This is a genomic window from uncultured Aquincola sp. (genome assembly GCF_964001545.1).
Classification (GTDB): domain Bacteria; phylum Pseudomonadota; class Gammaproteobacteria; order Burkholderiales; family Burkholderiaceae_C; genus Aquincola.
The window spans coordinates 1-24,134 of the sequence record NZ_CAXFDV010000803.1 but is presented as its reverse complement, the minus strand read 5'-3'; the positions used below and the strand labels follow the sequence as shown (position 1 = coordinate 24,134).

The 24,134-nt window shown below is 70.4% G+C and carries 15 protein-coding genes; 11 read left to right on the top strand and 4 right to left on the bottom strand.

The annotated features are described in order from the left end of the window. Positions 1 to 489: methyl-accepting chemotaxis protein (locus ABNT58_RS27935; RefSeq protein ID WP_348756638.1), on the top strand; the 489-nt coding region annotated here is incomplete at its 5' end. A 28-nt stretch (positions 490 to 517) separates the two neighbouring features. Here ABNT58_RS27935 and ABNT58_RS27930 read toward each other — a convergent pair. Beyond that, positions 518 to 7,969, bottom strand: a complete 7,452-nt coding sequence (locus ABNT58_RS27930; protein ID WP_348756637.1) for an autotransporter-associated beta strand repeat-containing protein — start codon at positions 7,967 to 7,969, stop codon at positions 518 to 520. Positions 7,970 to 8,065: 96 nt separating this feature from the next. Further along, complete coding sequence (locus tag ABNT58_RS27925) at positions 8,066 to 8,641, bottom strand: DUF2878 domain-containing protein (protein ID WP_348756636.1); 576 nt, start codon at positions 8,639 to 8,641, stop codon at positions 8,066 to 8,068. Between the two features lie 222 nt (positions 8,642 to 8,863). Here ABNT58_RS27925 and ABNT58_RS27920 point away from each other — a divergent pair, with 222 nt between their 5' ends. After that, positions 8,864 to 10,657 (top strand): phosphodiesterase, encoded by a 1,794-nt coding sequence (locus ABNT58_RS27920; protein ID WP_348756635.1) that lies wholly within the window; start codon positions 8,864 to 8,866, stop codon positions 10,655 to 10,657. A gap of 95 nt (positions 10,658 to 10,752) precedes the next feature. After that, positions 10,753 to 12,030, top strand: coding sequence for a hypothetical protein (locus ABNT58_RS27915; protein ID WP_348756634.1), 1,278 nt, complete (start codon positions 10,753 to 10,755; stop codon positions 12,028 to 12,030). A gap of 24 nt (positions 12,031 to 12,054) precedes the next feature. On the opposite strand, the gene ABNT58_RS27910 is transcribed toward ABNT58_RS27915, so the two are convergent. Further along, positions 12,055 to 12,891, bottom strand: a complete 837-nt coding sequence (locus ABNT58_RS27910; protein WP_348756633.1) for an alpha/beta hydrolase — start codon at positions 12,889 to 12,891, stop codon at positions 12,055 to 12,057. A 331-nt stretch (positions 12,892 to 13,222) separates the two neighbouring features. Between ABNT58_RS27910 and ABNT58_RS27905 the strand changes: the two genes are divergently transcribed. The 3 genes from ABNT58_RS27905 to ABNT58_RS27895 all read left to right on the top strand — a co-directional run bounded on the left by ABNT58_RS27905 (position 13,223) and on the right by ABNT58_RS27895 (position 15,808). After that, positions 13,223 to 13,687: a RidA family protein gene (locus ABNT58_RS27905; protein WP_348756632.1), complete on the top strand. Its 465-nt coding sequence runs from the start codon at positions 13,223 to 13,225 to the stop codon at positions 13,685 to 13,687. 133 nt (positions 13,688 to 13,820) lie between these two features. Beyond that, positions 13,821 to 15,239, top strand: coding sequence for an aminotransferase class V-fold PLP-dependent enzyme (locus tag ABNT58_RS27900; protein ID WP_348756631.1), 1,419 nt, complete (start codon positions 13,821 to 13,823; stop codon positions 15,237 to 15,239). A 41-nt stretch (positions 15,240 to 15,280) separates the two neighbouring features. After that, a complete protein-coding gene (locus ABNT58_RS27895) occupies positions 15,281 to 15,808 on the top strand; it encodes a PEP-CTERM sorting domain-containing protein (RefSeq protein WP_348756630.1) in 528 nt (175 codons plus the stop codon). Here ABNT58_RS27895 and ABNT58_RS27890 read toward each other — a convergent pair. After that, a complete protein-coding gene (locus tag ABNT58_RS27890) occupies positions 15,787 to 17,340 on the bottom strand; it encodes a S8 family serine peptidase (protein WP_348756629.1) in 1,554 nt (517 codons plus the stop codon). The genes ABNT58_RS27895 and ABNT58_RS27890 overlap by 22 nt on opposite strands. A 244-nt stretch (positions 17,341 to 17,584) precedes the next feature. Here ABNT58_RS27890 and ABNT58_RS27885 point away from each other — a divergent pair, with 244 nt between their 5' ends. The 5 genes from ABNT58_RS27885 (at position 17,585) to ABNT58_RS27865 (ending at position 23,920) form a co-directional block, all read left to right on the top strand. Continuing rightward, positions 17,585 to 18,376, top strand: coding sequence for a LuxR C-terminal-related transcriptional regulator (locus tag ABNT58_RS27885; protein WP_348756628.1), 792 nt, complete (start codon positions 17,585 to 17,587; stop codon positions 18,374 to 18,376). A 263-nt stretch (positions 18,377 to 18,639) separates the two neighbouring features. Beyond that, on the top strand, positions 18,640 to 19,380 hold the full coding sequence (locus tag ABNT58_RS27880; RefSeq protein WP_348756627.1) for a PEP-CTERM sorting domain-containing protein: 741 nt from the start codon (positions 18,640 to 18,642) through the stop codon (positions 19,378 to 19,380). A gap of 121 nt (positions 19,381 to 19,501) precedes the next feature. Next, a complete protein-coding gene (locus ABNT58_RS27875) occupies positions 19,502 to 21,004 on the top strand; it encodes a hypothetical protein (protein ID WP_348756626.1) in 1,503 nt (500 codons plus the stop codon). A 76-nt stretch (positions 21,005 to 21,080) separates the two neighbouring features. Beyond that, positions 21,081 to 22,205, top strand: coding sequence for a PEP-CTERM sorting domain-containing protein (locus ABNT58_RS27870; protein WP_348756625.1), 1,125 nt, complete (start codon positions 21,081 to 21,083; stop codon positions 22,203 to 22,205). A 68-nt stretch (positions 22,206 to 22,273) separates the two neighbouring features. Continuing rightward, positions 22,274 to 23,920, top strand: a complete 1,647-nt coding sequence (locus tag ABNT58_RS27865) for a POTRA domain-containing protein (RefSeq protein WP_348756624.1) — start codon at positions 22,274 to 22,276, stop codon at positions 23,918 to 23,920. The last annotated feature ends 214 nt before the right edge of the window (positions 23,921 to 24,134 follow it).

The following is a 24,134-nucleotide window of genomic DNA, read 5'->3' as shown; positions in this document are numbered from 1 at the left end:
GACTCGTCCAGGCGCATTGCCGACATCATCGGCACCATCGACGGCATCGCTTTCCAGACCAACATCCTGGCGCTCAATGCCGCGGTGGAAGCCGCGCGTGCCGGTGAACAAGGCCGTGGCTTTGCGGTGGTGGCCGGCGAGGTGCGTGGCCTGGCCAAGCGCAGCGCGGAAGCCGCGCGCGAGATCCGCGAACTCATCCAGTCCAGCGTGGAACGTGTGGCCGCCGGCACCGTCAAGGCCGACCGGGCCGGCGCCACGATGCAGCAGATCGTCGACGCGATCCGCCGTGTCAGCGACATCGTGGGCGAGATCAGCGTGGCCAGCCGCGAGCAAAGCGGCGGCGTGGTGCAGGTGGGCCAGGCCGTCTCGCAGATGGACGAGACCACCCAGCAGAACGCCGCGCTCGTGGAAGAGAGCGCGGCGGCTGCAGAACGATTGAGCCAGCAGGCCCGACAGCTGGCGCAGTCGGTGGCCGGCTTCAAGGTGTAGCCGGCCCCTCCCGGGGCCGGCGCGTGCGTCAGAACGCCACGTTCAGCTGGGCCTTGACGCCCGTCTGGCCGCCGTCGCCCAGCGCGGCGTCGATGGCGGCACCGGCCGTCACCGCATCGCTCAGGCGGACGCTGCCGGCCAGGCCCACCACCGCCTGCGTGCGCTTGCGGCTCTCGTAGGTCACCGGGAACTGCACCGTGGTGTCGATGCCCAGCCGCGCGCCCTGCGTGCGGTTGCCTTCACCCAGCACCGTGCGCAGCGCGGCGTCGGCGGTGACGGTGGTCGCCTTGCCGCCCACCGCGCTCTTCCACTCGAACATGCTGCCCACGGTGGCCGTGGTGCGGCGGGTGCGGTAGTCGTCCATCACCAGGCGGTGGCTGGAGCCGGTCTCGGCAAAGCCGTCGACGTCGAAGCTGCCCCAGTCCACGCTCAGGTACGGCCGTGCCGTCACTTCGCGGCCCTGGAAGGCCTCGTACACCAAGCCGAAGTTGGCCGTGGTGCCGCCGCCGTCGGTGTCGCCGCGGGCTTCGCCCACCACCGCCGCGCGCTTCAGGTCGTAGCGGTAGCTGCCGTGGCCGATGCCGCCCAGCACCGTCAGGCGCTCGCCCAGGTTGCCCTTGGCATACAGGCGGAAGGCTTCGCCCTTGACGTCGCCGCTGCCGTACTCGCCGTCCAGGCTGCCATGGCTGGAGACCAGCGCGGCACCCAGGGCGAACGAAGGCGTCAGCTGCCAGTCGCCACCCAGCACGAACTCGCTGCGGCGCAGCTTGGCGTCGTCGCCCGGCTTGGCGCTGTCGCTCTGCACTGCGGCATAGAAGCCGCCGCGCTGCAGCGGGCGCAGGCCGAACTCGGCACCGGCGCGTTGCACCAGCAGGCGGGACAACGTGGTCGATGCGGTGAAGCCGTAATCGGCCATCGCGCCGTAGAACTCGGGCACCAGCTTGCGCACACCGTTGGCGGTGGTCAGCACCTCGGCCGCGTTGGCGCCCAGCGCCTTGGCGGTGTCGATCTGCTGCGCCCCCACCTGCGCCGTGGCCGCGCCGAACAAGGCGCCAACGGCCGCACGTTGCGAGTCGGTGGCGCCCAGTTCGGTGATCTGGCTGCCCGCGCGGTTCAGGCCGGTGGCCAGGGCGCGGCCGGTGGCCACGTCCAGCACCACGGCGGCACTGTCGGCGGCGGTGCCGCTGCCGGCCACGCCGTCGGCGTCGTACTGCACCTGGCCGAAGGCACCGTTGATGCGCTTGCCGTTGCCGTTGGCATCGGCGATCACCTGGTACACCTGCCCCAGCTTCGGCTCCACGCCGTTCCAGGGCATGAACACCAGGCGGCTGCCGGCGGCGGCCGTCACGGTGCCGCCCACGCGCACCTGGTCATGCTCGGTGCCCGGGGTGGTGCCGGCCAGTTCCAGGTCCAGCGTGCCCGATTCGGTGTAGTTGCCCAGGATGGTCACGGTGCCCGGCGAGAAGCCCGGCGCCAGCTGGCCCTGGTTGGCGAAGTCACCGGTGAAGGTGAGCGCACCCGCCACCTTGGCGCCGTTGGCATTGGCAAAGTGGCTGGCTTCCACCGTGCCGCGGCCGCTCAGGGTCTGGTACTGGAAGGTCGCGCTGTCGGCGATGCGCAGCGTGCTGCCGGATTCCACCGTGGCATTGCCGGTGCTCAGGGCCGAGCCCGCGGCCATGCTCAAGGAGCTGCCGCCGCTCAGGTCCAGCGCCTGCGTCTGCACCGAGCTGGCACCCGTAAGGCTGAGCGCACCGCCGTTGGCCGACAGCGAGCTGCCGCCCGAGCTGGTCAGCGTGCCGGTGAAGGTGCCGCCGTTGGTCACCACCAGGTGGTAGGCCTGCATGTCGACGCTGCCCGCGCCGGCCAGCGTGCGCACCGTCTGGTCGCCGTTGCCCAGCAGCAACTTGCCTTCCACCGTCAACGCCGCCTGGCGCGACAGGCGATCGACACCGCCCAGGGTCAGCAGGCTGTCGGCCAGCACGTTGACCACCGCCGCATCGCTGGTGGCGTTGAGCAGCACCTTGCCCTGCGTGATGAGCGTGCCCGCACCCAGGTTGGCGTTGATCACGCTGCCATCGTTCAGCGAATAGGTATCGGCCGTCAGCTTGCCGGCGCCGTTGACGGTGCCGCTGTTGACGAAGGCACCCACCCGGTTGTCGGCCCGCACGTCCAGCGTGCCGTCGTTGCCCAGCGTGGCGTTGGCGGCCAGCGCACTGCCGGCCACGGCCAGGCTGGCGCCGCGCGAGACCTGCACGCTGCTGGCGGCGGTCTGGCCCGTCACCTCCAGCGCACCGGCCTGCACGTTCAGCGCGCCGGTGTGGCTGCTGTTGCCGGCCAGCACCAGGGTGCCGGCGCCGCGCTTGTTCAGCGTGCCCGCGCCTTCGATGGCACCGGCATAGCTGGCATTGCCGCTTTGCGTGAGCATCAGGCTGTCGGCCGCGGTGCCCAGCACCAGGCGGCCGCTGGCATCGCCCACCAGCGCACCGGTGGTGATGCTGCGTTGGCCCAGCACGTGCCAGGTGCCACTGTTGCCCACCGCAGCCGCCGTCACGTCGGCCGACTGGTTCAGCGTGCCGCCGGCCAGGTTGGCCACATTGCCGGCGCTGGCGAGCGCGGCGTTGACGAAGGCGCTGCCGCCTTCGGCATTGGCCAGCGAGGCCACGGTGTGCGCCGCGTTGATCTCCAGCGTGCCGCTGTTGGACACGGCGCCGATGGTGTCGGCGGTGTTGGCCTTGAAGGCCGCGCCCGCATCCACCACCACCGCGCCAGTGTCCGCCAGCGTGCCGCCGGCCACCGTCTGCAGCGTGCCGGCGCGCACCACGGTGCCGCCGGTGTGGGTGTTGGCGCCGCTGATGGACAGCGTGCCCGCACCCGCCTTGGCCAGGCTGCCCTGGCCGCTGAACACGCCGTCGAAGCTGGAGTCGCCCGACTGATCCACCACCAGCTGCGCGCTGGCCTGGGTCATGTCGAAGTTGCCGCTGCCGGTGAGTGCCGCGGTGGTGATGCGGCGCTCGCCTTCCACCGACCATTGGCCGTTGTTGACCACCGAGTCGGCCGTGACCGCGCCGCTGGTGTTGACCACGGCCTGGTTGACCAGGCTGCCCGCCTGCAGGTGGCCGCTGTTGTTCAGCGTGCCGGTGTTCACCACCGAGGCCACGCGGATGTCGCCCCGCACGTCGAAGGTGCCGGCATTGCTCACCTGCGCGGTGGTGGCCAGCGCGTTGCTGCCCACGCCCATGGCCGCACCCTGCGCCACCTGCACGGTGCCGCTGGCGATGCTGCCGGTCACGTCCACGCTGCCGGCCTGCACCGTCAGCGCGCCGGTCAGGCCGCTGGTGCCGGCCAGCACCAGCAGGCCGGCGCCGGTCTTGTCCAGCGCGCCCGTGCCTTCGATGGCACCGGCGTACACCGAGTTGTCGGACTGCGCCAGCGTCAGCCGCGCGTCGACGTTGATGCGGCCGGTGGCTTCGCCGATCAGGCCGCGGGTGCTGATGCTGCGGTCACCGTTGACGTTCAAGGTACCGCTGTTGGCCACCACGTCGGCGCTGATGTCGGCCGACTGGTTGATCGTGCCGCCGGCCTGGTTGTCCAGGCTGCCGGTGCTGGTGAGCACGGTGCGCTGCTGCAGCGTGCCGCCGTCGGCGTTGGTCAGCGAGGCCACGGTGTGCGAAGCGTTCAGCTCCACGGTGCCGCGGTTGGTCACCGCGCCCACGGTGTCGGCCGTGCCCGCGACGAAGCGCGCGCCGGCAGCCACGGTGATGGCGCCGGTGTCGGCCAGCGTGCCGCCCGCGCTGGTGTCCAGCGTGCCGGCCTGCACCGTGGTGCCGCCGGTGTGGGTGCTGGCGCCGCTGAGCGACAGCGTGCTGTTGCCGGCCTTGACCAGCGCACCCGCGCCTTGCACCGTGCCGTCGAACTGCGAGTCGCTGCCCAGGTTGAGCGTGAGGCGGCTGCCTTCCTGCGCCAGCACGAAGCTGCCGTTGCCGGCCACGGTGGGCGTGGTCAGGCTGCGGTCGCCGTCCACGGCCCAGGTGCCGTTGTTGAGCACGGCGCCGGCCTGCACGGCTTCCAGCTGGTTCAGCGTGGCACCGGCTTCGTTGCTGATGCTGCCGGCCACCGTGGTGGCGCCCAGCAGGTTGAGCGCCGCGTTGGCGCGGTTGGCCACGTTGCCCAGCGTGTTGGCGCCGGCCATCGAGCTGACGCCGCGGTTGTCCACCGTGGCGGCTTCAAAGGCACCGGCCGTGACCAGCTGGCCGCCGGCCGCCACGTTCAGGCTGGTGGCCTTTTCGGCACCGGCCAGCACCAGCGTGCCGCCGTTGACCGCGATGCTGCCGCCGCTGCTGCGCAGGGCGCGGCCCGGGGCGCTGCCGTCGTCGGCCAGCGTGCTCACCACGCCGCTGTTGACGGTGATGGCGCTCAGCTCGTTCTGCGCCGTCAGGTACAGCGTGCCGTCGTAGCCGGCGCTTCCCACCCGCAGCGAGCCGTTGGTCAGCTTGCCGTTGAAATAGGCCGCGTCGCGCACCGCGGCGGCGTCCACCACCTGCTGGCTGTCGTACACCACCACGTTGCCGGTCTGCCCGGACAGGTTGATGTCGTTCTTGAAGAACACCGAGCCCAGGCCGTACTCGGAGCCGAACACCAGCGTCGAGTTGGTGGACAGGTAGTTGCTGCCCCACTGCAGCGTTTGCGCCGCATTGCCCGCGGTGCGGCCCATCTCCACGGTGATGCCCGCGGTGGTGCCGGCCGCAAAGCCGCCCGCACCGCTCCAGACGAACTGGCCGGGCACGGTGGCACCGGCGCGCTGGATCACGTTCTCGCCCAGCAGCAGCACGCCGGCATTGGCATGCGGTGAGAGCGAACCGATCTGGCCCTGGCCGTTGAACACCACCGAGCTGGCCGCATGGATGCCCTGGCCCAGCACGGTTTCCACCGTGCCGCCTTCGAGGATGGTCTTGCCCGAATAGGTGTTCTGGCCGGCCAGCTGCACCAGGCCGCCACCGGCGATGCGCAGGTTGGCGCCCGCGCCCGCGGCGGCACTGCCGCTGCCGATGCTGGCCGCGCTGTCGTCGGCGATCTGGCCTTCGATGCGGATGGTCTTGCCCGCGCCCGGGGCCAGCGTCACGTCCGAGCCCTTCATCATGAAGATGTCGGAGCCGGCCGCCTGGCCCGATGCGCCGCCGTTGTTGCTGGAGCCCGCCAGCGTGGTGTTGTCGCTGAAGAGCGCATTGCCGGTGATGCGCAGCGTGCCGCCATTGCGCACGAAGATCGCGCCGCCATAGCCCGAGCCGCCGCCGCCGTACAGGCCGTCGCCGTCGCTGCCCACGCCGCCGCCGAAGCCGGCCACGCCGCCCGCGCCGCCGCCGCCGTCGATGGCATTGCCGGTGCTGCCGCCGTTGCCGCCGGCACCGCCCGAGCCACCGCCCGCGCCGAAGCCGCCTGCACCGCCGCTGCCGCCGTCGCCGCCCGCGCCACCGTCAGTGCCCGACAGCGCGCCGTTGCCGCCCGCGCCGCCGTTGCCGCCGGCGCCACCGCCGTAGAAGGTGCTGCCGTTGCCGCCACGGCCACCGGCACCGCCGTCACCGCCACGGCCGGCCAGGCCCTGGCCGAGGTCGATGCCCCACAGCACCAGGTTGGCGATGGACACGCCCAGGTCCACATAGGCCACGCCGGCCGCGATCACGTGCGCGGCCGACAGCACCGCATTGGGCGGGAAGGTGGCCAGCGCACCGGCGGCAGCCGCCGTGTCGGCCACCGCCGTCTTGGTGGCGTTCAGCATCGCGAAGGTCAGGCCGTAGTTGAACGGCGCGCCCGCGCTGCCGCTGCCGCCATTGCCGCCGCGGCCACCCACGCCGCCGGTGGCGCCCGAATTGGCATTGCCGCCGTTGGTGCCGCTGCGGCCTTCGCCGTCGGTGATCCACACCACGCTGCTGCGCGCATTGGTGCCGTTGCCGCCATTGCGGCCGGTGGCGCCGGTGGTGCCGATGCTGTTCATCGAGCCACCGGTGCTGAAGGCCGAGCTGGCCAGGAAGCCGGTGACCGGCGCGCTGGGCGCGGCGCTCAGCGTCACGGTGTTGCCGTTGATCGAGACGATGCGGGTGCCGTCGGGGATGCCGTCGCCTTCCAGGTTCATGCCCACCTGCAGGCCGCTGGCACTCTTGAGCACCAGCGTGGTGCCGGTCTGGGCCAGGATGCTCTTGGTGCTCAGTTCGTCGGGGATGGCGGTGAGGTTGCTGCTCAGCGTGAGCTTGCCCGTCTGCGCATCCACCGCGGTGATGGTGGTGCCGGCCGGAATGCCGGTGCCCGAGATGGCCGTGCCCACGGTGAAGCGGCTGTCGGCCATGGCCAGCTGGATCTGGTTGCCACCCACGGTGCCAATCGGCAGGCTGCCGGTGAAGCTCAAGCCGGTGATGGCCTGCGACAGCGTGACCACGTCGCCCTGGATGTCCACCACCTGGGTGCCCGCGGGCACACCGTCGCCGCTCAGCGTCATGCCCACGGCCAGACCCAGGCCGGTGGCCGACATCTTCAGCTGGTTGGGCAGCAGGCTGGTCGGCTTCGTGAACTGCGAAGCCTGGAAGCTGGTGACGTTGACCAGGCTCAGCTGCGCACCGGCGCCGGCCTGCGTGGTGCCGTTGCTCAGGGTGATGGAGGTCACCGCGTTGTTGGCGTCGCGGGTGACGGCGGTGATGGTGGTGCCATCGGCGATGCCTGCGCCCACCACCGTCATGCCGGTGGCGATGTCGGAGTTGGCCAGGCCCGCGAAGTTGGCGCTGCTGATGGTGGTGGCGCCCAGACCGTAGTTGGCGCTGCCCAGCGTCTTGATCGCATCGTTGGAGATCGCGACGCTGTCCTTGAAGGTGACGGTGGTGCCCGAGACCGTGTCGATGACGCCGGTGGAGCCGCCCACCGACACCTGGCCATCGGCCTTGAGCAGCGGGTTGGCCGAGCCCAGCGTGACGCCCGTGACCTTGAGCTGCCCGCCCACGCTGACGATGGTGGGCTTGACCTGGAAGGCGGTGACCGAGGTGACGTCGGCCGTCTTTTCCACCAGCGACAACGTGGCGCCGCTGATGTTCACGTCGGGCGTGCTGCCGCCCTCGCCGCCCTTGACCGCATTGCGCTGGAACGACACGTTGTCCAGCGACAGTGAAGCGCCCGAGTTGACGAAGAACACGCCGCCCAGGCCCGCGCCGCCGCCGCTGCCGGCGCCGCCCTGGGTGTAGAAGTTGGTGAAGATCGCGTTGCTGTTGGGCAGGCTGCAGTTGGCGCCCGTCACCATCACGTTGCAGCCGGTGCCGCCGTGCCCATCGACCAGGGCCACCTGGCCATGCGCGGCGACACCGCCGGCCGCCAGCACCACGGCTGCCACCGCCTTGCTGCTGGAAGACTTGCCCCGACCCGGGCAGTGTTCTGCCACGGCCAACCAACATCCACGGGCTTCATTCCAGACGACGCGGAAGACGTGATTCAACGAAGAGTGCACCTGCTGTACCTACCAAACTAAAAAGGTGCGGCAGCGTAGGCAGCCCGGTGGCAGTCAAAAACTCGCAATACGGCGAGTAATTCGTCACATGTAACGTCAGGCCTCGTCAGTTGGCAAGCCTGGCGCCGCAGCGCGCGCCGACAGCGCGCGTGCGGCCTCGGTCAGCACCGGCGTGATGGCGGCCCAGCCCACGGCCAGCACCGCCAGCGCCATCGGCCGGTCGGGCAAGGTGCCGGCGCCCAGCGCCACCGCGCTGGCATACGACAGCGGCCCGCCCACGGCCCCCAGCGCCGCCGCCAGCAGCGGCCGGCCATGCAGCCAGGCCATCGGCTGGCGAACCAGCACCGCGAACAGCGCCCACAGCGCCAGGATCCAGCCCGGCGCCCAGCCGGCCAGCGGTCCCGGCGCGGCGTAGACCACGACCTGCAGCCGCAGCAGCAGCGTGTCCCAGGCCAGGCCGACGACCAGCGCCAGCAGCAGCAGCGCGGCGTCGGCGCGGCGCCGGTCGCTCACGAGGAAGTTCAGCGCCACCACCCCGGCAGCGATGGCGATGCCCCCGCCCGGCTGGCCCCGGGCCGCCCCCAGGACGCAAGCGAACCAGGCGGCCTGGGTGAGCGCGAGCTGGGCGAAGGGCAGGAGACGGCGGGGCCAGGGACGCGAAGGTGGGGACATGGGGGGATGATCTGGCCGCCTGGATGAGCCAGGGCTTGTCGGGCCCGGACGATACCGCGCCATCGGCGCGCCGGCCGAGTGGGATCCGAGGCGAGCCGGGACAGGCCGGCGGTGCCCGGCGTGTCATGAAACGGTCACCACCCGGGGCGATAGTGCGGGGCAACTCATGAGTTGTTCCGCCATGAAGCGACCCGCTTCCCACTGCGGGCGCCACATCGGCGCATGAACCGCGCTGTTCCCACCCAAGCCGTGCCCGAATTCCATACCGTCGCTGCGCTGATCGAGGCGCGTGCGCTGGTCATGCATTTCCAGCCCATCGTGTCGCTGGCCGATGGTCAGCTGCATGGGCATGAGGCGCTGGTGCGGCCCACCGCCGGGCCCTGGCCCCACCCCGACGCCCTCTTTGCCGCCGCCCGCAGCGAAGGCGTCAGCATCGAGCTGGAACTGGCCTGCCTGCGCGCCGCGCTGGTGAGCTGGAGCCGCCAGCGGCCGGCGGGCAAGCTCTTCGTCAACCTCAGCGCGGCAGCCCTCACGCAACTGCTGGAGTTGCAAGACCCGCAGCGGCTGATGGAGGTGGTGCGCAGCCGCGGCGTCACGCCCAGTGCGCTGGTCATCGAGATCACCGAGCATGAGCATGTGCGCGACGTGGAACGGCTGCAGCATGCGGTGCTGTGGCTGCGCCGCCATGGCGTGGGCATTGCGCTCGACGACTTCGGCGATGGCCGCTCCAGCCTGCGGCTGTGGTCGGAGCTCAAGCCCGAGATCGTCAAGATCGACAAGTACTTCACCCGCGAGGTGGCCCGCAACGGCGACAAGCTGCAGACGCTGCGCGCGCTGATGCACATCGCCGAGACCTTTGGCTCGGCCCTGGTGGCCGAGGGCATCGAGACCGACGAAGACCTGCGCGTGGTGCGCGACCTGGGCATCGGCCTCGGCCAGGGCTACGGCCTGGGGCGGCCGCAGGCCGCGCTGGCGCAGGCGCCGCTGCCCGGCGCGCTGGCCGTGCTCACCAGCCGCGAAGTGGCGGTGCTGCCGCAGCGCCGGCGCGCCGCCAACCATGGCGGCCTGACCGCGGCCAAGCTGTGCCGGCCGCTGCCGCCGGTGTCGTCGGCCATCACCCACGACGAGGTGTTCGCGCGCTTCCAGGCCGACCCCGCGCTGCATGCCATCGCGGTGGTGGAAGACGAACGGCCGGTGGCGCTGCTCAACCGCCAGCAGTTCATCCATGCCTATGCGCAGCCCTACTTCCGCGAGCTGTATGCGCGCCGGCCGGCCACCATGCACGGCAACACCAGCCCGCTGTGCGTGGACATCCACACCGGCATTGCCGAACTCACCTCGGTGCTCACCTCGGCCGACCAGCGCTACCTGACCGAGGGCTTCATCGTGACCGAAGGCGGGCGCTACCGCGGCCTGGGCACCGGCGACCAGCTGGTGCGGGCGGTGACCGAAGCGCGCATCGAGGCCGCGCGCCATGCCAACCCGCTGACCTTCCTGCCCGGCAACATCCCGATCAGCGACCACATCGACCGCCTGCTGGACGGCGGCTGCGAATTCGCGGCCTGCTATGCCGACCTGAACCACTTCAAGCCTTTCAACGACCAGTACGGCTACTGGCGCGGCGACGAGATGATCCGCATGGTGGCGCAGGTGATCACCGCCCATGCCGACCCGCAGCGCGACTTCGTCGGCCACGTGGGCGGCGACGACTTCATCGTGGTGTTCCAGAGCGCCGACTGGCTGCAGCGCTGCGAGGCCATCGTGGCCGAGTTCAACCTGCGCGCCCGCGACCTCTTCGACGCCGAAGCCCTGGCCGCCGGCGGCCTGCACGCCGAAGACCGCCACGGCGTGATGCGTTTCCACCCCTGCACCACGCTGTGCATCGGCGCTGTGCCCGTGCAGCCCGGCGACTACCGCCGCAGCGACGGCGTGGCCAACGCCGCCGCCGCCGCCAAGCGCGCGGCCAAGCACGAGGGGCATGGGGTGCAGGTGTTGGGCGCCCAGCGCGCGGGCTAGCCGGCCCAGGCCGACGCAGCGGCCGCGGCTCTGCGTCGCGCCGGCCTGCAACGCCCGACGCTTAAGATGCCCGCCGCACAGGCGGAGACGTTGCCATGGCCGAGTTCCTGATCCGAGACGATGCGGCTTCGGCCGGTTATGCGGTACGTACCGGGCCCTTGCCCCGCACGCGCGAAGAGAGCTACATGCCCTGGGCGCTGACGCCCGACGGACGCGTGGTGTACGCGCAGTTCAAGGTGAGCAGCAGCTACGACTGGCGCAAGCCGCCGGGCAAGGCCGGGCTGCGGCACTACGGTGCCACCGAAGGCCGCCAGCGGCGCGCGCTGTGCCAGTCCAGGCTGGGCATGATCGCGCTCAACCACCTGGGCCTGAGCGAGCGCGGCGTGGCCAAGGTGTCGGCCGGCATCCGCCAGTTCCTGACGGACACCGCGCAGCGCGACGACAGCATCCGTGCCGACTATCAGGCCAGCGTCGGCAAGTACGCCTACGGTCTGAGCTACATGTCCTTCGGCCGCTTTTCCGACAAGGTGCCCAGCGGCAGCATGGCGCAGGCCAAGGTGTGGTGGGACGCGATCGACGCGCTGACGCAGGGCAAGCCGCTGGCCGGGCTGATGAACATCCACGACAACGTGCCCAGCAAGCTGCTGGCCAAGTACGAGCCCAACGGTTCGCTCATCAAGGTCTACCGCAAGTGGACCGAGCTGTTCCGCGCCGAAGCCCCGGGCGAGCTGTTCCACGACGACGACCCGCAGAGCGCCGAGAACCGCAAGCACGGCAAGACCGACTTCGCGCCGGGCCGCGGTCGCCTGGGCGGCATCAAGGCCACGCCCAGCAAGGAAGGCGGCATGCTGCCCGCCGGCAGCGCCTCGATCGGGCTCGTGCAGGAGCACAAGCGCGGCGTCGACATGTACCAGCGCAAGGCGCCCGCCTACGACCGGCGTGCGCGCGATGCGCAGACGGTGCGCACCAAGTTCTCGGCCATCAGCTACTGGCGCGACCTGGACACCCGGCGCGAGCTGTTCGGCGCGGGGCCCTCAGGCACCACCGGCACCCTGCTGGCTTCGGCCATGACCTTCGGCAACCTGGGCGGCGAAGACCTCAAGCAGTACTGCCTGGCCATCATCGGCTACCTGGTGGGCGGCGGCTGCCACAGCCTGCATGAGTCGTTGACGGTGATGGGCTACCACCCCGACCTGGAATACCACTCGTCGTCGATGCTGGGCCGCACCGGCCAGGACACCAGCCTGCGCAGCGACGCCGGCAGCTTCCCGATCCTGCCGCAGAGCTTCCTCAGCTCGCACCTGTTTCCGGCCTGGCGCGACGAGTTCTACGACATCACGGTGCTGGGCGGCGTGCACTGGATGCTGGATTGACCGCCGCGCCCGCGGCGACCCGCATCAAGCCTGGATGAAGGCCAGCAGGTCGGCGTTGATCACCTCGGCATTGACGGTGAGCATGCCGTGTGAAAAGCCGGGGTAGGTCTTGAGCGTGCCGTTCTTCAGCAGCTTGACCGACAGCCGCGCCGAGTTGTCGATCGGCACGATCTGGTCGTCCTCGCCATGCATCACCAGCGTAGGCACCGAGATGGCCTTCAGGTCTTCGGTCTGGTCGGTTTCCGAGAAGGCCTTGATGCCGTCGTAATGGGCCTTGGCGCTGCCCATCATGCCCTGGCGCCACCAGTTGCGGACCACGCCTTCATGCACCTGGGCGCCCGGGCGGTTGAAGCCGTAGAACGGGCCGGCGGCCACGTCTAAAAACATCTGCGCGCGGTTGCCGGCCACGCCCGCGCGAAAGCCGTCGAACACCTCCATCGGCAGTCCACCCGGGTACGCCGCGGTCTTGAGCATGATGGGCGGCACGGCCGACACCAGCACCGCCTTGGCCACGCGGCCGGCAGGCTCGCCATGGCGGGCCACGTAGCGCGCCACTTCGCCACCGCCGGTGGAGTGGCCGATGTGCACCGCGTTGCGCAGGTCCAGATGCTCGGCCACCGCGAAGGCATCGGCCGCGTAGTGGTCCATGTCATGGCCCTCGGGCACCTGGGCACTGCGGCCATGGCCGCGGCGGTCGTGCGCCACGACGCGGAAGCCGCGCTGCACGAAGAACAGCATCTGCGTGTCCCAGTCGTCGGAAGACAGCGGCCAGCCGTGGTGGAACATGATGGGCTGGGCGCTCTTCGGGCCCCAGTCCTTGAAGAAGATCTCGGTGCCGTCCGGTGTGGTGATGGTGCCCATGCGGGTCTCCTGGCAGTGCCGCGCGTGCGGCGATGGGGGTTGAGCCCGTGCAGCGTAAGCAGGCGCCGCCGATGGCGCATCGGGCTTGAGGGCGATTCGCCCCTAGCCCATTCGGCAGAGGCCGCATGACAAGCGTTTTGCCCTTGCTGCCATGTGCTGTATCCAAATGCACAACGCCGGTGCACGGCGCAGCGCGCTTTACATCGAAACCTTACGGGTTTACACAGGCTTTGCATTCAACAGGTGCATGGATAGAGTGAATTTGCACCCTAGAGGTGCAACCACAACAGCGGTGCCGCCCACCGGGCCCACCCAGCCAGGAGACAGGTTCATGCCCTACGCCCATCGCGCCACCCGCGGCGCGCTTGCCTGCATTGCCACCCTGCTGATGACGGCCTGCGCCGCGCCCCCGATGGGGGGCAAGCAGGTGGTGGCCAGCCCGGATGCACCGGCCGCCATCGGCCCCTACTCGCAGGCCATCAAGCATGGCAACACGCTGTACCTGGCGGGGCAGATCCCGATCGACCCCAAGACCAACCAGCTGAACACCGGCTCCATCGAAGACCAGACGCGTCTGGTGCTGGACAACCTGAAGGCGGTGCTGGCCGCCAACGGCATGACGCTGGACGACGTGGTGCTGACCCACGTGTTCATGAAGGACCTGAACGACTTCGCGAAGATGAATGCCGTCTACGCGACCTACTTCAAGGACAAGCCGCCCGCCCGCGCCACGGTGCAGGTGGCTCGCCTGCCGCGCGACGTCGCGGTGGAGATCTCCGCGGTGGCGGCGCGCTAGCCGCAGGCCCCCGCGCACCGGGCCCGCCACGCGGCGCGGCCCACCGTTTTTTCTGACTTGCTGACCGAGCGTTCCCACGCGTCGGGCGCCGCTTTGCGCCCGTTTCTCTCCATGCAGTACGGAAGGAAGCCTCATGTCAGAGCATCACGATCCGCTCACGCACGCCCTGCAGCCCGAAGCCGGGCGGCGGCAGTTCTTCAAGCTGGTGGGCGCGGGCGCCGGCACGCTGGCCGCGGGCAGCTTGCCGCTGGTCAGCCCGCAGGCCTTTGCGGCCACCACCAACCATGTGATGGGCGAGCCGCAACCGGCCTTTGCGCTCGACCCCGCCATCCTGTACATGAACGTGGGCACCACCGGTTCCACGCCCATCCACCTGCTCAAGGCCTTCGACGACTACAACCGCGAGGTGGCGCGCAACCCGCGCGAGACGCTGGGCGGCACCACGCCGATGCGCGAGGCCATCGCCCCGGGCTTCGGCTGCGAGACCGAAGAGCTGGTGATGACCTACAACACCACCGACGGGATGAACAAGATCCTGGCCGGGGTGGAGCTGAACGCCGGCGACGAGATCATCACCACCAACCATGAGCACCCGGGCGGCAACGGCCCGATGAACCTGCTGGCCTGGCGCAAGGGCGTGGTGATCAAGCGGGTGGAGCTGCCGGTGGGCAACAACCAGACCGCGCAGGACTACGTGAACCTGTTCGCCGCGGCCATCACGGCCAGGACCAAGGCCTTCGTGTTCTCGGCGCCCACGTACCTGACGGGCACCATGCTGCCCTACAAGCGGCTGGCGATGCTGGCCCAGCAGAACAACATCATGACCATCGTCGACGGCGCGCACGCCACCGGCATGTTCAACATCAAGTTCCACGAGACGGGCATCGACTTCTGGGGCTGCTCGGGCCACAAGTGGCAATGCGGGCCGGGGGGCACCGGCATCCTCTACATCCGCAACCGGGTCAGCAGCTTCAACCCGCGGCCGCTGTTCAACTTCTGGCCCACCAACACCAACAACACCGCGCTCACCGGGCCGCGCACCACGGCCAATGCGGCCAGCTACCAGATCGGCTCCAAGGTGCAGAGCATCGGCAACCCCAACTACCCGATGCTCAAGGTGCTGAGCGAGTGCTGCACCTACTGGGACCAGATCGGCCGCGCCGCCATCGAGGCGCACGACCTGGCGCTGTCGGCCTACCTCAAGCAGAAGATCGCGCAGGTGTGGGGCACGGCCAAGCTGTACTCGCCGATGAACGACCCCGAGCTGGTGTCGGCGCTGACCTCGTTCAACCCCTTCCATGGCCCTTCGCTGGCGCTGGCCGCGGGCACCTCAGCGGCCACCGCCGAATCGGCGCAGTCCAGCACCTTCGTCGAGCGCATGCGCACGCAGTACGGCATCGTCATCCGCAACACCGCGGTGCCGGTGCCCGGCTCCACCGCTGCCCACCACCCGCTGCGCATCTCCACCCACCTCTTCCATTCCACGCAGGACGTGGACCGGCTGGTGGCCTCGATGCGCGAGCTGACCAAGCTGATGCTGGCCGGCCGCTGAAGCGCGCCACGCCCCCACACCCCACAGGCAGGAGACACACCATGAACTGCAAGCCTTCCATGCTGGCGCTGGCCGCCGCCTTGCTGCTGGCCGGCCCCGCGGCGCTGGCCGCCACGCTGGATTACAGCGGCACCACCGTTGGCGGTGCCACCTTCAACCGACCGGTGGAAACGCTGGACTATGTGCCGATGGCGGACATGGACACGTACAGCGCGTTCGAGTTCACCGTCGGCAGCACCGGCTTCTACAGCTTCCTCAGCACCGCGGAGGGCGGCTGGGACAACTTCCTGGTCTTGTACGCCCCGACCTTCAACCCCGGCATGCCGCTGACCGGCGCGCTGGTCGCCAACGACGACCTGGGCGGCACCACCATCGGCCAGTCGGGCTTTTCCTGGGGGCTGACGGCGGGCGTGCGCTACACGCTGGTGACCACCGGCGTGGCAGCCAGCGGCCTGTTCGACAACAGCATCAACGGCCCGGGCAGCATCGCAGCCGTGCCCGAGCCTTCGACCTACCTGATGCTGGCCTTCGGCCTGGCGGCCATCGGCTACCTGCGGCGGCGGCGCTGAGCCTGCAGCGCACGCAGCGCCGCGCAGGCGGCCAGCAGGCCGAGGCCGGCATCGGTGCCCATGCCACCGCCACCACTGCCACCACTGCCACCACCGCCGGTGTCCGGCGTGGGCGTGGGCGTGGGGGTCGGCGTGGGTTGAGGCTGGCTGGCACCGCCAGACGGCGGCACCGGCAGGCCCAGCTTCTGCGCGCAGGTGCGCAGGCGGGTGTCGTCCAGCGTGGGCGCGCTGCGGGCCGGCGCTGCGTAGCTGCGCGGCGCGGCGGCAAACACCAGGGCTTGGTCGGCGTCCAGCACACCGGCGCCGCAGGTGCTGGTGGTGCAGGTGCAGCGGCCCGGCAGCGTGCTGCTGCAGCTGCCCAGCAGCGGCACCTGCACATGCGGGCGGGCGCTGCGGGTCAGGCCGTCGGTCAGCTCGGCCACGGTCAATGCGGGGTTCACCGCCAGCATCAGCGCCGCGGTGCCACCCACCACCGGGCCGGCGAAGCTGCTGCCTGAAGCGGCCACGTAGCCGGCCGCGCCAACCGTCGTTTCGCCCAGGTTGCCGGTGGAGACGATGCCGGCATCGGCCAGCTCTTCGTCGCAGGTGTTGCCCGCGGCCATGTCGCCGCCCGGCGTGGCCAGCGCCACCTGCGGGCCGAAGTTGGCGTAGTTGGCCTTGTAGCCCTCGCGGTTGAGCGAGGTCACCGCAAAGGCGCCGGTGCAGCTGGCCGGCCGCGCCACGCCGCTGCGCAGGTTGCCGGCCGCGGCAATCACCAGCGCACCGGCGGCGCGCACCTCGGCCAGCGCGTCGGTGTACAGGCGCGCCACGCGGGCCACCTCGGCATTGGTGCTGGCCAGGTCGCAGGCCTCGGGCGCGCCATAGCCCAGCAAGATGATGCGGGCGGGGTTGGCATTGGCCGGCACCCCAGCCACCGGCAGGCCGGCGGCCCAGCGCAGGCCGTCGATGATGTCGGCCACCGCCGCGCCGCACTTGCCCGCCACCCGCACCGGCAGGAAGCGGCCGTTCCAGTTGGCCGCGGCCACGCCTTCAACGTTGTTGCTCACCGCCGCCACCTGCCCAGCGATCACAGTGCCGTGCCAGCTGGAAAACGGCGCATCGGGGCAGCCGCTGAAAGCCGTGGGGTTGGCCAGCCGCTCGGCGGTGGTGATGGCATCGCCGGGGTCGGTGGGGTCGTTGTCGCGGCCGTTGCCGTCGCCGGCATACACCGCATCGCTCACGAAGTCGTAGCCGGGCAGCCGGCGCGCATCCAGCTCGGGGTGGGCGGTGATGCCCGAGTCGAGCACGGCTACCACCGGGCCGCTGCCCGAGACAGGCGCGCCGGTGGAGCGGTCCCAGGCCTTGATCAGGCCGGCGGCGCCGGTGTTGCCGGCGGCCACCGCCTGCAGCCACCACTGCTGGCCGAAGCGGGCGTCGGACGGCATCACGTCCATGCGCTGCTCGCGCGCGGCACGCGGCGCGGTGGGTGTGTCGGCCGGGGCCGCAGCAGCCACGAACAAGGGCAGGCCGGCCAGCAGCAGCGGCAGGGCCAAGCGGCGAAGCCGGCGGGCATGAGGGGAATGGTCTGAATGGCGCATGCGGCCAATCTACGCAGCGCGTTTGCCGCGGCCGTGAATCAGGCGGCCGGCGCATGGGCCGTTCGGACCATGCCATCCGCCGCCACGACCCCCCGTCCTCGGGATGCCCCTTAGTCCATCCGGCGCATCACGCACGACGGCCGGTCATGTTCGGCGAACAAACTGCAACGTTTCGACACTCGCGCTCCACATGCATTACATGGACGACTCGGTGCTCCTGACGCCGCGCCACGCCGAATCCCTCGTGCGCGCCATCGAAACATCGGCGCAGGTGCGAAGACGCTACCAGTTCTTCGTCTGGTTGCAGACCCAGCTGCATGCGCTGCTGCCACACACGGTGGCCGCCTGCGGCGCCTACCACCGCGGCCGCCGCGAGCTGGCCTTCGAGGTCTTTCAAAGCACCATGCTGCCCGATCCCGTGCTGCACCTGCTGGCCGATGCCCGATCGCCGCTGATGCTGGGCCTGGTGGGCCGCTGGATGGAAGCCCGTGGCCGCGCGGTGGTGGTGGACCTGAACGATCCCGGGCTGCCGCTGGCCGCCGGCCCGGCGCTGGGCGCGGTCATCGTGCATGGCGTCTCACGCCCGCAGCGGCCGGCCGAGCTGGAAAGCTTCTTCGTCTTTGCGCAGCCCGGCCAGCCCATCGGCCCCGAGCGGGTGCTGCACCTGGAGCTGCTGCTGCCCCACCTGCATGCCACCTTCCTGCGGGTGCAGGCCACCGAGCAGGAGATGAACAACCAGCCGCCGCCGACCCAGTCGCGCCCCGGGCAGGTGGCCACCGTGACCGAGCGGGAACGCCAGATCCTGGGCTGGGTGCGCGAAGGCAAGAGCAACCAGCAGATTGGTGAGCTGCTGGGCATCAGCCCGCTGACGGTCAAGAACCACATCCAGAAGATCCTGCGCAAGCTGGGCGCCAGCAACCGCGCACAGGCCGTGGCCCTGGCCATCACGCGCAACGTGCTGCTGCGCGCCGAACTGCCGCCGATCGAATGATCCGGACGGCTCATTGGCAAGTCGCCAACGCTCTTCGATGATTCACGAGCGAGCGCCATAGTGGTGCTTGCCCGCTCTTTGCCGCCCGGCAAGCAGCCCCGCCCGATGCCTCCGCCGCAACGCAGTCCGTTCTCACGGACCCGCCGATGCCAGCGGTCGACCTTTAGGCGGCGACACCCGCAACGGCCCTTCGGGGCCTGCGTGCGGTGCCGCTGCCCTGGTTGCGGCCACTGACCATCCATACGTTCCCTAAGGAGGATTCCATGAAACTGAAGAAACTCGCGGCCGCCCTCGGCCTGGCCATCGCGCTGCCCAGCGCCTTCGCGTCGATCGCCACCTACGACGACGCCGAGCTGTTCATGCTGGTGTGGAACGAAAACGGCAGCTACGCGCTGGACACCGGCGTCACGCTGAACGACCTGCAAACCAACGCCCCGGGCACGAGCTTCTCGCGCTCGGTGCTGGGTGGCGAATGGACCAAGTTCCTGAACGCCAACCCCAACAACTCGGCCACCCGTTGGGGCCTGGTGGCCACCGACACCGATGGCTTCGGTGAACCCGGCGACTACCGCCTGCTCGTCACGTCGAAGGACAACCTGACCCCGAAGACGGACAGCATCACCGTCAACGCCATCGGCCCCAACGCCGGCACCTACGCCGGTGAGATCAACCAGACCGGCACCCACACGCTGGACAACGCCGTCAACGGTGACAGCTACAACCCCAAGGGCACCCCGGCCTTCTACAAGGACGAGAACCTGTTCGGCCCCCCGGGCCTGTTCATCGACAACGGCCTCGGCGCCACCGCCAACGTGTGGGTGCTGACCGTGGTTGATTACGACCCGTATGCCCCGGCCCTGGCCACCAAGCTGGCCGGCACGGCCACCTTCGACGGCAGCACGCTGAGCTACACCGTGGCCGCCGTGCCGGAACCCGGCACCTACGCCCTGATGCTGGCCGGCCTGGCCGGCGTGGCCGCCCTGGCCCGTCGTCGCCGCGGCTGATCGCGCACGCTGCGGCGCAAGGCCGCAGCCCCCGTTCTTTCCCCCACCGGTTCCACCGGCCGGGCCCTGATGGGCCTGGCTCGGCGGAGCCCTGTCCGCCCGTGCCAAGAGGAGAGTATTCATGAACCGTCTGCACACCATCGCCGCGGCCGCCCTGCTGGCCGCCATCGGCTCCGCCCACGCCCTGACGCCTGCCGAAGTGGACGCCGCTCGCGCCAACGGCTCGCTGAAGGAAGTGAACGTCGCCGGTGCCTCGGCCCTGCGCCTGTCCTTCGCCGCCTATGCCGGCGAAATCCTGAACAACATGCACCGCTACCAGAACGACGCGGCGGGCAACAACCACCGCGCCTACGCCGGCGTGCTCAACCAGGCCGTCGGTGCCTGGGGTGCCGGCACCCCGGTCATCATCTACAAGCGTGACCAGGGCGGCTCGGGCCAGGGCGTGAACCCGGTGGCCACTGCCACCGCGATCGACCACATGGTGGTCAGCAGCGCCAGCTGCACCGCCGGTGCCGGCACCGTGGCTGCGCCTTACCTGTGCGGCGGCATCGAGAAGCGCGTGTCCGACGCCGGCCTGTCCGACGTGGAACCCGCCCTGCTGCAAAAGAGCGTGAACCTGCCCACCGGCACGCCCGCGCTGACCGCCGAGCAGCTGAACGGCCTGGACGTGGCGCCGCTGGTGCAAGGCATCTTCGGCGTGGCCGTGAACAAGAAGGCCTACCGCGCGCTGCAGATGGCCCAGGGCATCATCCCCGTGGGCGGCCAGATGATCGACGTGCCGGCCGACCAGAACACCTGGACCGCCGCCACGCTGGCCACCATCCCCTCGTTGCCCACCGAGTTCGTGCGCGCCGCGCTGTCGGGCTCGCTCAGCGGCGGTGCCGGCAACGCGGTCAACAAGCGCGGCTGGAACATCGTGATCCCGACCAGCGTCGACCCGAACGTGATGACCAAGACGCTTAACATCGTCCGTCGCACCGAAGGCTCGGGCACGCAGGCCGCCTCCAACGTGTTCTTCCTGAACAACGGCAGCAGCGACGCAGGCGCCCTGACGCCGCTGAACGTGGCGGGCAGTGCTGGCAACCCGACGGTGGTGCACCGTGTCACGGGCGCCGGCGTGGTGGTGCAGGAAGGCGCCGGCACCGGCAACGTGGAAGATGGCCTGGGCAAGGTCTCGGCCAGCGACACCATCAACAGCGTGGAAGAAGCCGCCGACGGTGACGGCATTGCCTACGGCCTGGGCGTGCTGGGCCGCGAGAACAACCCGCTGCGCGACGGTGGCGACAAGGGCTACCGCTTCGTCAAGCTGGACGGCGCGGCCCCGGTGCGCACCCTGGCCAAGGCCGGCGACTATCCGTTCGTGTTCGAAGCCACGATGCAGTGGAACAAGAGCGTGGTGCCGGCCGGCAGCGAAAAGGCCGCCTTCCTGAGCGCGCTGCGCAGCAACCTGGGCAAGCCCTCGTCGCTGGCCGCGACGGACTCCAACACGCAGCAAGGCGTGATGTCGCCGCCGTCCACCTACACCGGCGCCTACGTCGACGCCACGGGTGACGCCGCGCTGTTCGGCTCGCGCGTCTCCCGCCTGGCCAACAACAGCGCCTCGCCGCTGCGCATCGTCAAGTAAGACCCTCGCCCTGCGGGGCGTGCCGGGGTTCTGCCATGCAGAACCCCGGCCTTTGCATTTCACGAAGGCCATCCCCATGCCGCGCTCACACACCGCCCCTCGCGCCACCCAGGCGCTGCGCCAACGCCTGCTGGCCGCTGCCGTGCTGGCGGCCACCACCGTTCCGGCACTCGCCTCGATCGGCCTGCCGCAGGACGGCGACGGCTTTCCCGCCGAATTGGTGCTGACCATCTGGGACCCGGTGGCCAAGGCTTCATACACCTACGACACCGGCGTGGCCATGGCCAGCTTCCTGGACGTGGCGCAGACCGATGCCGGCTACCAGCGCTTCTGGACCCTGGACCCGGCCAACGACCGCGCGCTGGCCAGGTTCGTGCAGCCTGGCACCGCCAAGGAGCGGCTGCTGTGGTTCGTGGCCGGCGTGAGCGTGACCGGCTTCGGCACCGATCCGGGCGACGTGAGCGTGGTGACCACGCTGCGCGCCACCACCATCCAGGGTCAGACGAGCCAGGCCTACAGCCAGCTTTTGGCCCGGCCCAGCATGGAGTACATGGCCGATGCGCAATCGTCCATGGCGGTGTATTTCAGCGATTTGAACAACGACGCCAGCAACGCCCTCAACTTCCACGGCGCGCGTGGCCCCGGTGCGCGGCCCGACAACTTCGCCTACAACGGCAGCAGCTACACCGTCGAAGGCCAGCAAGGCTATGTGGACGGGCCCACCCAACCCTGGCGCATGAGCGCCGCGGCCGGCATCGACCTCACCAACCCGGTGGGCCGCTCGTCCTGGTTCTACCACCTGCAGAGCCAGGCCGACACCGCGGAAATCACCGCCCCCGTCATCGTTGACGAGTTCGACAACCTGACCAACGACGGCTACTGGGGTCTGGACATCCTCGACGGGCGCTACATCCTCAGCTACTCCCTCTTCACCACCGGCCCCAGCGCGGCGCAGCGGGCCTTCGCCGCCAGCGTGGGCCGCACCGAGCTCAATGGCGGCTTTCGCGTCACCGCGCTGGCCGGCGTGGCCGCGCTGGCCACCGAAGGCCGGGCCACCATCGCCAGCCGGCCGGTGAGCCTGGGCGCCGTGACGCTGGACGCCGTGACGGCCCCGGTGCCCGAGCCTGCCAGCGTGGCCTTGATGGCCGTGGGCGCCGCTGCCGTGGCCGCCGCCGCGGCACGCCGCCGAACCCGCGCATAAGCCGTTCGGCCCATGCCGAAGGGGGGGCGGGTCATGCCCCCTCAACCCCCGCTTCAGACACTGCTTCGGTGAGACTCCTGCACGCCCTTTCCGCTTCGCGCACCTGCGCGGCCGCCCTGCTGCTGGCCGGCTTGGCCCTGCCCGCAGCGGCCCAGCCCGCCCCAGCCGCCGCCCCCGAGCCCGCGCCGCGCTTTGCCATCCTCGAGTTCGAGGTGGAGGGCAACACGGTGCTGCCCGTCACCACCCTCGAGAAGGCGGTGATGCCCTTCATGGGCGAATCGCGCGAGCTGGCCGATGTGGTCAAGGCCGGCGAGGCGCTGGAGCGTGCCTATCAGCAGGCCGGCTACCTGACCGTGTTCGTCGACGTGCCCGAACAGCGGGTCGATGGCGGCGTGGTGCGGCTGCGTGTGACCGAAGGCCGGGTGGACCGGCTGCGCGTGACCGGCTCGCGCTACTACAGCCAGGGCATGATCCGCGAGCGCGTGCCCGCGCTGGCCGAGGGCCAGGTGCCCAACTTCAATGCGGTGCAGCAGCAGGTGGCCCAGCTGCAGCGGCCCGAGCGACAGCTGCAGCCGGTGCTGCGGCCCGGCCGCGACCCCGGCACCGTGGAAGCCGAGCTGAAGGTGGCCGACCAGCTGCCGCTGTCGGGCAACGTGGAACTGACCAACCGGCATGCCGCAGGCACCACCTCGGCCCGGCTGTCGGCCACGCTGCGCTACGACAACCTGTTCCAGCGCGACCATGGTCTGTCGCTCACCGCCATCACGGCGCCGCAGGAGCCCAGCGAATCGAAGGTGCTGGTGGCCAACTACACGGTGCCGCTGTCGGCCGCCGACACGCTGGTGGGCTACCTGGTGGTGTCCGACAGCCTGCTGGAGCCGGTGGGCGCGGTGTCGGTGCTGGGCAAGGGCACCACGCTGGGCCTTCGATGGCTGCGCAGCTTTGCCAGCGCCACCGGCTACCACAGCCTGGTGCTGGGGGCCGACTACAAGCGGCTGGACCAGCGCACCGACATCGCCGACCTCAACGCCGTGACCAACCCGCTGCGTTATGTGCCGATGCAGCTGGGCTACAACGGCCAGTGGGGCAGCGACTGGGGCCAGACCAGCGTCAACACCAGCTTCAACTTCGGCGTGAAGGCGTTGCTGATGCGCAGCATCGCCTGCACGTCGGACGGCAACGTCGGCGCCATCGACCAGTTCCAGTGCAGCCGCAACGGCGCCGATGGTGGCTTTGCCTACTGGCGTGGCGACGTGCGCCACAGCCTGCCGCTGGCCGGCGGCCTGCTCAGCGGCCGGCTGGGCTGGCAACTGGCCAGCCAGCCGCTGGTCTCGGGCGAGCAGTACAGCCTGGGCGGTGCCGAGACGGTGCGCGGCTACCTGGAAGCCGAAGTCGCAGGCGACCATGCGCTGCTGGGCAGCCTGGAATGGCGCAGCCCCAACCTCCTGGGCAGCACCAGCGCCGAAGGCAAGCCCCTGCCCAGCGCGCACGAGATCGCGCTGCTGGCCTTTCTGGACGCGGCCCGAGCCACCACCATCGATCCCTTCCCCGGCCAGCCCGGCCGGGTGCCGCTGCTGGGCAGCGGTCTGGGCCTGCGGCTGAAGCTGGCCACCACCACGCAGGCCGAGCTCGATGTGGCCTGGCCCCACAAGCGCACCACCGCCACGCCCGACGGCGGCGCCCGGCTGCATGTGCGGCTGCTGACGCAGTTCTGAGCCCGCACCGCGCCTTCCCCTCCACGCTTTCCATCTGCTGCACCCCATGGCCCGCCACCTGTCACGCCGCCGCCTGTCTGCCCACCTGAGCCCGCTGGCCGCGGCCCTGGTGGCCGTGTGGCCGCTGCAGTCGGTGCTGGCGCAGCCGGCGCCTACCGCGCTGCCCAGCCCGGCCGCGCAATGGGTGCAGCGCTACACCGGCAGCGTGGCGCCG

Bases quoted from the DNA above. Each gene is read 5' to 3' on its own strand.
- ABNT58_RS27925 (WP_348756636.1), bottom strand. From the start codon at position 8,641: ATGTCCCCACCTTCGCGTCCCTGGCCCCGCCGTCTCCTGCCCTTCGCC.
- ABNT58_RS27920 (WP_348756635.1), top strand. From the start codon at position 8,864: ATGAACCGCGCTGTTCCCACCCAAGCCGTGCCCGAATTCCATACCGTC.
- ABNT58_RS27915 (WP_348756634.1), top strand. From the start codon at position 10,753: ATGGCCGAGTTCCTGATCCGAGACGATGCGGCTTCGGCCGGTTATGCG.
- ABNT58_RS27910 (WP_348756633.1), bottom strand. From the start codon at position 12,891: ATGGGCACCATCACCACACCGGACGGCACCGAGATCTTCTTCAAGGAC.
- ABNT58_RS27905 (WP_348756632.1), top strand. From the start codon at position 13,223: ATGCCCTACGCCCATCGCGCCACCCGCGGCGCGCTTGCCTGCATTGCC.
- ABNT58_RS27900 (WP_348756631.1), top strand. From the start codon at position 13,821: ATGTCAGAGCATCACGATCCGCTCACGCACGCCCTGCAGCCCGAAGCC.
- ABNT58_RS27895 (WP_348756630.1), top strand. From the start codon at position 15,281: ATGAACTGCAAGCCTTCCATGCTGGCGCTGGCCGCCGCCTTGCTGCTG.
- ABNT58_RS27885 (WP_348756628.1), top strand. From the start codon at position 17,585: ATGGACGACTCGGTGCTCCTGACGCCGCGCCACGCCGAATCCCTCGTG.
- ABNT58_RS27880 (WP_348756627.1), top strand. From the start codon at position 18,640: ATGAAACTGAAGAAACTCGCGGCCGCCCTCGGCCTGGCCATCGCGCTG.
- ABNT58_RS27875 (WP_348756626.1), top strand. From the start codon at position 19,502: ATGAACCGTCTGCACACCATCGCCGCGGCCGCCCTGCTGGCCGCCATC.
- ABNT58_RS27870 (WP_348756625.1), top strand. From the start codon at position 21,081: ATGCCGCGCTCACACACCGCCCCTCGCGCCACCCAGGCGCTGCGCCAA.